This is a genomic window from Mycobacterium sp. 1245801.1 (assembly GCF_001673055.1).
GTDB lineage: Bacteria > Actinomycetota > Actinomycetes > Mycobacteriales > Mycobacteriaceae > Mycobacterium > Mycobacterium europaeum_A.
The window spans coordinates 1-2,295 of sequence record NZ_LZKY01000002.1; the positions used below are offsets into that span (position 1 = coordinate 1).

The window sequence follows — 2,295 nt, forward strand, 5'->3', positions numbered from 1 at the left end:
GTACTCGGGCATCACAGGTACCGCCTGACCAGGTAGGGGCCGAGGGCCAGCACGTCGATCGGTGAACTGCCGAACACCTCGAGCGCGTCGCGCGGTGTGTCCACCATGGGTCGCCCGGCGGTGTTGAAGCTGGTGTTGACCACCACCGGAACTCCGGTGTGTTCGGCGAAGTGGCTGATCGTCGCGTGCAGTAGCGGGTGTTCGGCCTTGTCGACGGTCTGGATTCGCGCGGTGCCGTCGACGTGGGTGACCGCGGGGATGCGGCCCCGCCAGTTTTCGGCGACGTCGTGGACGAACAGCATGTACGGGCTGGGAAGCGGCCCGCGAGTGAAGATCTCGGCCGCCCGCTCGGCCAGCACCATGGGCGCGACGGGCCGGAACTGTTCGCGTCCCTTGACGGCGTTGAGGCGCTCCAGGTTGGCGGGGTGGCGCGGATCGGCGAGCAACGAGCGCCCGCCGAGGGCCCGCGGCCCGAATTCCGCGCGGCCCTGGAACCATCCGATCAACTGGTTCTTGGCCAGTGCGTCACCGACCGCGGTCGCCACGTCGTCCGGGCGTTCATAGCGAACGGCGGCGTCGTCGAGCGCGGCCCTCATCCGTTCCTCGGACCAGCCGCGACCCAGCTGTGCGGTGGGCATCGGAGTGATCGGCTCGTGAAACGATGCGGCCAGGCTCAATGCGGCCCCCAGCGCGGTACCCGCGTCGCCGGCCGCCGGTTGCACCCACACCCGCCCGAAACCGCCCTCGGCGTAAATGCGGCTGTTGGCAACGCAATTCAGCGCTACACCGCCGGCCAGGCACAGCGCGTCACCGTCGGTACGCGCGCGCAGCCAGCGAACGAGATCAAGCAGCACCTCCTCGATGACCAGCTGCACGCTGCACGCCAGATCGGCGTGCACCGGGTCCAGCTCCGTTGCATCCGCCCGGCGCCGCGGCGCCAAGCGCTCCCAGTCGATCGGTTCGGTGCGGAAACCGCCGTCATCGCAGGCGTATACCCGGTCGCGAAGCTGGTCGGCGAAGCATGGCCGGCCGTAGGACGCCATGGCCATCACCTTGTACTCATCGCTGGATCGCACGAAACCCAGGTGCTCGGTGAGGCTTTCGTACAGCAACCCCAGCGAGTGCGGCAGCTGTTGGGCGGCCAGCACGTCGAGCTTCTGGTCGCGATAGGCACCGGCCAGCATCGAGGTGCGTTCCCCGCGCCCGTCGACCACCAACACGGCGGTATCGGGATGCGGGGAGGCCAGCGCCGTCGACGCGGCGTGTGCGACATGATGGCGGACGTGCTGTACGACAGCGGGATTGAGGCCGGGCAGCGCGGTTTTGAGAAACCCGGGCGCGCGCTCGGCGTACAGGGTGCGCAGGTATTCCCAATCCTTGTCGAGTCCGGCGGGATCGACCGGCTCGTCGTACATCAGCGCCGGGTCGTAGGAGTAGCCGATGGCATCGATCTCTTCGGCGGCGACGCCGGCGTGCTCGAGACACCACCGGATGGCGGCGACGGGAAGCTCCCAGGTGGCGAACGGGACGGCCTGCTTACCGTGCTTGCGCCGGGAAAAGCGTTCCTCTTCGGCGGCCGCCACCACCTGGCCGTCGATCACCAGGGCGGCGGCGGGGTCGTGAAATACCGCGTTGACACCGAGAATTCGCACTGCTTCCTCCTACCGGGTGCGTCGATCAGCGGCCGGGACGAGCTCCTCACCGGATTCCTCGGAAGCGTCGGCCGTGGCGCGGAACCAGTCCACGGTGGTCTTCAACCCGGTGCGATAGTCGACGGTCGGTTGCCAGTCCAGGCGCTCGCGGGCGAGCGTGATGTCGGGGCACCGCCGTTGGGGATCATCGGTGGCCGGCGGGGTGAACAGGATCGTCGACGTGCTGCCGGCGAGGTCGCGGATCAGTTCGGCGGCCGCCAGGACGGTGAGCTCGTCGGGGTTGCCGATGTTGACCGGTCCGCCGAAGTCGCTGTGCGCCAGCGCGAGCAACCCAGCGATGGTGTCGTCGACGTAGCACAACGACCGTGTTTGCAGGCCGGTGCCCGAAACGGTCAACGGGTCACCGCGCAGCGCCTGGAAGCAGAACGACGGAACCATCCGTCCGTCGCCGGCACGCATGCCCGGCCCGTAGGTGTTGAAGATGCGTGCCACCCCGACATCAACGCGGCCCAGGCGGCGGTGGGCGAACGCGAGCGCTTCGGCGTACCGCTTGGCTTCGTCGTAGACGCTGCGCGGTCCCACCGGATTGACGTTGCCCCAATATGATTCGTGTTGGGGGTGCACCTCGGGGTCGCCGTACACC

The 2,295-nt window shown here is 68.5% G+C and carries 2 protein-coding genes; both read right to left on the reverse strand.

Annotated elements, in window-relative coordinates:
- Nucleotides 1-11: 11 nt before the first annotated feature.
- A complete protein-coding gene (locus A5622_RS00010; protein ID WP_066875873.1) occupies nt 12-1,652 on the reverse strand; it encodes a carbamoyltransferase C-terminal domain-containing protein in 1,641 nt (546 codons plus the stop codon).
- Between the two features lie 9 nt (nt 1,653-1,661).
- On the reverse strand, nt 1,662-2,295 hold a 634-nt coding region (locus A5622_RS00015), incomplete at its 5' end, for an NAD-dependent epimerase/dehydratase family protein (protein ID WP_156749325.1).